The 6,200-nt window shown below is 58.8% G+C and carries 5 protein-coding genes and 1 pseudogene; all 6 read right to left on the reverse strand.

The genetic code is table 11. From position 1 onward, the window contains the following. Positions 1 to 220 (reverse strand): annotated as a pseudogene (deoD, locus tag QMM04_RS20140) (purine-nucleoside phosphorylase); the annotation flags it as partial. 34 nt (positions 221 to 254) lie between these two features. Next, on the reverse strand, positions 255 to 1,478 hold the full coding sequence (deoB, locus tag QMM04_RS20145) for a phosphopentomutase (RefSeq protein WP_282996858.1): 1,224 nt from the start codon (positions 1,476 to 1,478) through the stop codon (positions 255 to 257). A 94-nt stretch (positions 1,479 to 1,572) separates the two neighbouring features. Continuing rightward, the gene (gene deoA / locus QMM04_RS20150; protein WP_021507656.1) at positions 1,573 to 2,895 is read right to left on the reverse strand and encodes a thymidine phosphorylase; all 1,323 of its coding nucleotides are present in this window, start codon (positions 2,893 to 2,895) and stop codon (positions 1,573 to 1,575) included. A 111-nt stretch (positions 2,896 to 3,006) separates the two neighbouring features. Then, positions 3,007 to 3,786, reverse strand: coding sequence for a deoxyribose-phosphate aldolase (gene deoC, locus QMM04_RS20155; RefSeq protein WP_278427723.1), 780 nt, complete (start codon positions 3,784 to 3,786; stop codon positions 3,007 to 3,009). A gap of 413 nt (positions 3,787 to 4,199) precedes the next feature. Further along, a complete protein-coding gene (locus QMM04_RS20160) occupies positions 4,200 to 4,976 on the reverse strand; it encodes a TatD family hydrolase (protein ID WP_282996859.1) in 777 nt (258 codons plus the stop codon). After that, complete coding sequence (locus tag QMM04_RS20165) at positions 4,973 to 6,025, reverse strand: DUF6363 domain-containing protein (RefSeq protein WP_031279725.1); 1,053 nt, start codon at positions 6,023 to 6,025, stop codon at positions 4,973 to 4,975. The genes QMM04_RS20160 and QMM04_RS20165 overlap by 4 nt, the downstream gene beginning before the upstream one ends. Between the last annotated feature and the right edge of the window lie 175 nt (positions 6,026 to 6,200).

Genomic DNA, 6,200 nt, shown 5'->3' on the forward strand with positions numbered 1-6,200 from the left:
TGTAGATCGAGCAGGATGGGATACCCATACCGTGGCCCATCACGGAGATTTTGCGGCCTTTGTAAGTCCCGGTGAAGCCCAGCATGCCGCGTACGTTGTTCACTTCGACAACATCGTCGAGGAAAGTCTCGGCAATGTGTTTTGCACGCAGCGGATCGCCTGGCATCAGCACCACGTCCGCGAAATCGCCCATTTCGGCATTAATATGAGGAGTTGCCATTGTTGTTCTTCCTTATCAAAAAGTGGTGGCTGTTTTACAGCAAGCTTTTGCCGTAGTCCATGCTGGACAGGCCAAAATAGCTGGCGATGGTCTGGCCGATATCGGCGAAGGTATCGCGGTAACCCAGCGAGCCCGGTTTTACTTCTGGACCATAGATCAGAATCGGGATGTGCTCGCGCGTGTGCTCTGTGCCATGCCAGCTCGGATCGCAGCCGTGGTCAGCGGTGAGGATCAGGATATCGCCCTCTTTCACCAGCGCCATCAGCTCCGGCAGACGGCGGTCAAACAGCTCCAGCCCACCGGCATACCCGGCGATATCGCGGCGATGGCCCCAGGTCGAGTCAAAATCGACGAAGTTGGTGAACACAATTGAGTTGTCCGGCGCCTTCTTCATCTGCTCAATGGTGGCATCAAACAGCGCATCCAGACCGGTGGCTTTAACTTTTTGCGTGATGCCCTGCTCCGCGTAGATATCAGCGATTTTACCCACTGAAATCACTTCGCCGCCCTTCTCATCCACCAGCTTTTTCAGCATGGTCGGTGCCGGTGGTTCGACCGCCAGATCGTGACGGTTACCGGTGCGCTGGAAGTTACCGGCTTTATCGCCGACAAACGGACGCGCAATCACACGGCCAATGTTATAGCCGCCGTTGGTCAGCTCTTCACGCGCGATTTCACACAGCGCGTACAGGCGATCGAGGCCAAAGGTCTCTTCATGACAGGCAATCTGGAACACCGAATCTGCCGAGGTGTAGAAAATCGGCTTGCCACTTTTCATGTGCTCCTCGCCCAGCTGGTCGAGAATTACCGTGCCGGAGGAGTGGCAGTTGCCGAGGTAGCCCGGCAGATCGGCGCGTTTTACCAGCGTATCCAGCAGCTCCTGCGGGAAGCTGTTCTCTTTGTCGCTGAAGTAGCCCCAGTCAAACAGCACCGGCACACCGGCGATTTCCCAGTGGCCTGACGGCGTGTCTTTGCCCGACGACAGCTCGCTGGCGTAGGCATAGGCACCAATGATTTCCGCATTGGCGTCCAGACCCGGCGGGAAGCGACCGGTAGAGAGTTCAGCCGCTTTCCCCAGACCGAGTGCGGTCAGGTTAGGCAGATGCAGCGGGCCTTCGCGGCCAATATTGGCGCGACCTTCGAAGCACGCTTCGGCGATATGGCCGAGCGTATCCGATCCTTCATCACCGAATTTATCGGCGTCTTTGCTGGAGCCGATCCCGAAGGAGTCGAGAACCATAATAAAAGCACGTTTCATGCAAGTCTCCTGCGCCATAGCGCGATGACAAGTCAAAAAAAAGCGATCAGATCAGTATACCCGAACGGCCGCTGCCTGGCACGCAGTTACGCCACTATTCGCTGATGCGGCGATACACCACCGGCATGGCCTCCGGAGCGTGGTCGCTGAGCGTTATCGCCGCTTTCACTGCCGCAGCGGCCTGCTGCCACTGTGCTTCCGACGCGGCATGAATCACCGCCAGCGGCTGCTGCGCATTGACTTCACTGCCCAGCGTGATCATGTCGCTGAGGCCCACGCTGTAATCAATGCTGTCGCTGGCGCGCTGACGGCCACCGCCCAGCGCCACCACCGCCATGCCCAGCGCCCGCGTGTCCATGGTGCTGACGATGCCGGGACGATCGGCGTACACCGCTTTGCTCAGCATCGGTGCCGGCAGGTAGCGGTCCATCTGCTCGATGAAATCCGTCGGGCCGTTCTGCGCCGCCACCATGCGGGCAAACACCTCAGCCGCTTTACCGTTATCCAGCACCTGCTGCAGTTTTTGCCGCGCTTCGGCTTCGTTCGCCGCCAGTTTGCCGGAGATCAGCATCTCAGCGCACAGCGCCAGCGTGACTTCCAGCAGTCGCGGATTGCGCGCCTCGCCGGTGAGGAAATGCACCGCTTCGCGCACTTCCAGCGCATTACCGGCGCTCGACGCCAGCACCTGGTTCATGTCGGTGAGCAGCGCGGTGGTTTTGCATCCCGCGCCGTTGGCGACGCCGACAATCGCCTGCGCCAGCTGCTGCGAAGCCTCAAAGGTTGGCATAAACGCCCCGGATCCGACTTTGACATCCATCACCAGCGCGTCTAATCCCTCGGCTAATTTTTTGGCGAGGATCGAGGCGGTGATCAGCGGAATGGAATCCACGGTGGCGGTGATATCGCGCGTGGCGTAGAACCGCTTGTCCGCCGGCGCCAGCGAATTAGTCTGACCGATAATGGCAACGCCGACCTGTTTGATGATCTGGCGGAAGCGATCGTCGCTGGGGAAGATATCGAAGCCGGGAATGGCTTCCAGCTTATCCAGCGTGCCGCCAGTGTGACCGAGGCCGCGCCCGGAAATCATTGGCACGTAGCCGCCGCAGGCCGCCACCATCGGACCCAGCATCAGCGAAGTGACATCGCCCACGCCGCCGGTCGAGTGTTTATCAACAATCGGTCCGTTGAGATTCAGCGCCTGCCAGTTGAGTACCGTGCCGGAATCGCGCATCGCCATGGTCAGCGCCACGCGCTCTTCCAGGTTCATGTCGTGAAAATAAATCGTCATCGCCAGCGCGGCGATTTGCCCTTCAGACACGCTGTTATCACGCACGCCGTTGATGAAAAAGCGGATTTCCGCTTCGCTCAGCGGCTGACCGTCGCGTTTTTTACGAATAATTTCTTGTGGCAGGAACAAGGTTGCCTCCCCGGAAAAGCGATGTATCGCTGAATGACAGCCGCCAGTTGCGCAGCAATGCGCACCTGACGGCAGTGACGCCGTGGGCCGCCATTTTAGCGACCGCGTGGATCAATAACCGGCTTTGCTGGTCGCCGTAGCGTGGCCCAGCGAATTCAGCAGGCTGGCTAACAGGCTGGAAGCGCCGAAGCGGAAATGACGCGCATCCGCCCAGCCGCTGCCGAGGATGTCGTCGGCCAGCTGCAGATAGATAGCGGCATCTTCCGCCGTGCGCACGCCGCCAGCCGGTTTGAAGCCCACCTGCTGCTGCACGCCTTTGTCACGGATTACCTGCATCATGATCGCCGCCACCTCTGGCGTGGCGTTGACCGGCACTTTACCGGTAGAGGTTTTGATGAAATCCGCGCCGGCATCGATCGCGATTTCGGACGCTGCACGAATCAGCGCTTCCTCTTTTAGCTCGCCGGTTTCAATGATCACTTTCAGCAGCACGTTCGCCGCCGCGCAGGCCTCTTTACAGGCTTTTACCAGCGCAAAGCCGACGTCACGATTACCGGCAATCAGCGCACGGTACGGGAACACCACGTCAACTTCATCCGCGCCATAGGCGATTGCCGCACGGGTTTCCGCCAGCGCGATGTCGATGTCGTCGTTACCGTGCGGGAAGTTAGTGACGGTCGCGATACGAATTTCCGGCGTGCCCTGCTCGCGCAGCGTCTTACGTGCAATCGGGATAAAGCGCGGATAGATACAGATCGCCGCCGTGTTACCGGCCGGTGATTTCGCCTGATGGCACAGCGCGATCACTTTTTCATCGGTGTCGTCTTCATTCAGGGTGGTCAGGTCCATCAGTTGCAGCGCGCGCTGCGCGGCCGCGTTCAGATCGGTCATGGTGCTCTCCAAAGTCAGGCCGGTGAAATCTGCTCACCGGAGAATGTGATAATTATAACAACCCACGCCGCGTGGAATTGCGAGGTTTGTCACAAGGAAAAGGAAACCGCGCTCTGATATACATGCATTTAGCGATTTTAATCACATTAAATCGCTATTTTGCCGAACAGCGCGGCATGATGCGATTGTGATTATTATCACAAATGTTGCCGCAAAAAGGTATCGGATATCGTTAAAGCGTAGTTAATTTGCGACAGAGCGGGAGTTGTCAGCACATCATCAGAAGTGGCAGAGGGTTTGCAGCGACGCGATTCATCGCGCAATAAATTGTGCCGCTGGCAAAATTGCAACGGCCATTAACCGTGACGGCCCTATTAGATGAAGTGAGGTGACGGCAGGCGCAGGATCAATACTCAATCCGGCAGGGCGAACAAACGCAGGCTGTTGTGCCACAGCGCATTGGCGATCTCATCGGGCGGTTCCGGGCGCAGCTGGCACAATACTTCGAACACATTACGCGCGCGTTCCGGGCGATTGGGCTGGCCCTGAAAACCGTGCAGCGGCATATCCGGCGCATCGGTTTCCAGCAGCAGCGCCTGCAATGGCAGGCTGGCGATGGTGTGGCGGGTTTTGCTGGCGCGCGCATAGGTAATGGTGCCGCCGACACCAATCGCGTAGCCAAGGGCGATGAAACGCTCCGCCTGCTGCTGGCTGCCGGCAAAGCCGTGCACCACGCCGCGTCGCGGCACGTCGTGACGGCGCAGATACTGCGCCAGCTGATCGTGCGTACGTCGCGAATGCAGGATCACCGGCAAATCATAGCGCTTTGCCAGCTTCAGCTGCGCCTCCAGCAGCCGGGTTTGCCGCGCAAAATCCGGCGCTTCCATATACAGATCCAGCCCGATCTCCCCGATCGCCACGCGTTTTACATCCGGCGTTTGCAGGTGCTGCTCAAGGCGATCGAGATCGTCATCCTGATGTTGTGCAATATTGATCGGGTGCAGCCCGAGCGCGCTATACAGCGCCGGATGCTGCTGTGCCAGCTGGCTCACCACGGCAAAACGGCTGGCATCCACGCACGGCACGATGATGCGTTCCACACCCGCCTGCGCCGCCTGCGCGATACTGTGTTCGGCAGCGGTGACAAATGGCGGAAAATCAAAGTGGCAGTGGGTGTCGATAAATCTCATGCCAGCGATCCTGCATCGTAATCGGCGTCATTACCCGCCAGCGGCGGCGTGCTGACCGGCCGGTTATCCGGCGCGTTGGCGACGGCGGCTGGCGGCGTCACGGCAATCGGTCGCGCCAGCGGTTCAGCATCGCTCAGCCACTGGCCCAGCGTCGCCAGGAAATAGCGCCCGCTGCGGCGGCCCAGATGATAATCCTGATTCAGTGACGCCAGACGACTGCCCAGCGCCATGCTGGCCAGCGGCTTTGGCGGAAAGATTTCAATGATGCGCAGATTATCCGGCGGCTGTTCAATAAACTGCTGAATCTGGCGGTAGCTCTCTTCGTGCTGATGCAGAATATTGATCATTGGCTGCAGGGCGCTGTCGCTCAGCCAGCGCTCCATGCGTTTAAACCACTTCGGCGTATACGCCATCTGTGACGGCACGGTACGGATCACCACAATGGTATCGGCGCCACGCCGCGCCGCTTCGCGCACCGGAATGGCGTCGCTGATGCCGCCGTCGAGATAGCTCACGCCATCCATCAACACGCCGCTGCGGTAGAAACCGGGGATCGCGCTGGAAGCCTTAATGATGTCATGCCAGGTCAGGTTGGTGGGATTGAAATACTGCGCGCTGTAATCATCGCTGCGGCAGGCGCACATGTAAAATTCGCTGCCTTTGGCAAACAGGCTTTCGGCGCTGCTCAGCGCCAGCGGGAACTCCTGTTTAGTGATATCCACTAACCAGTCAAGATCGATCAGGTGGCCACCGCGTACAAAACGCAGCGGATCGAAAAACAGTTTACTGGTGGTGTAACGGGTAATCACGCGCCGCGCATAACCGGGCTGAGCACAGACAAAGGCTGAAAGGTTTTGTGCACCGGCTGAGGTGCCGAGCATTAACTGAAAGGGGTTAAAGCCTGCGCGCTGAAATTCATCCAGTACGCCCGCCGTGAAGATGCCGCGTTGCCCGCCGCCTTCGCAGACCAGTGCGATCTTTTTGGATTTGAATGGCGTGAGTGCCAGTGGCTCAAAGGTGTCCAGCGACACCGGGATGCGTATTCCCAATGGATGTCCCTCAGGGTTTGCTGCTCTGAGGGAGGCGCTCAATCAGCATCCCGGAGAACCAGTCATTGTCGTTCCCTGACCAACCGCATCCTGCAATCGTCGCGGCGCACCTTCAATGGTGGCAATGACTGGCCTCCGCTTTATGTGACTAGCGGGTTAACATGGTTAACGCAGT

The sequence above is a fragment of the Pantoea sp. Pa-EAmG genome, assembly GCF_030024295.1.
Lineage (GTDB): Bacteria > Pseudomonadota > Gammaproteobacteria > Enterobacterales > Enterobacteriaceae > Pantoea > Pantoea dispersa.

Bases quoted from the DNA above. Each gene is read 5' to 3' on its own strand.
- deoB (WP_282996858.1), bottom strand. From the start codon at position 1,478: ATGAAACGTGCTTTTATTATGGTTCTCGACTCCTTCGGGATCGGCTCC.
- deoC (WP_278427723.1), bottom strand. From the start codon at position 3,786: ATGACCGATCTGAACGCGGCCGCGCAGCGCGCGCTGCAACTGATGGAC.
- QMM04_RS20160 (WP_282996859.1), bottom strand. From the start codon at position 4,976: ATGAGATTTATCGACACCCACTGCCACTTTGATTTTCCGCCATTTGTC.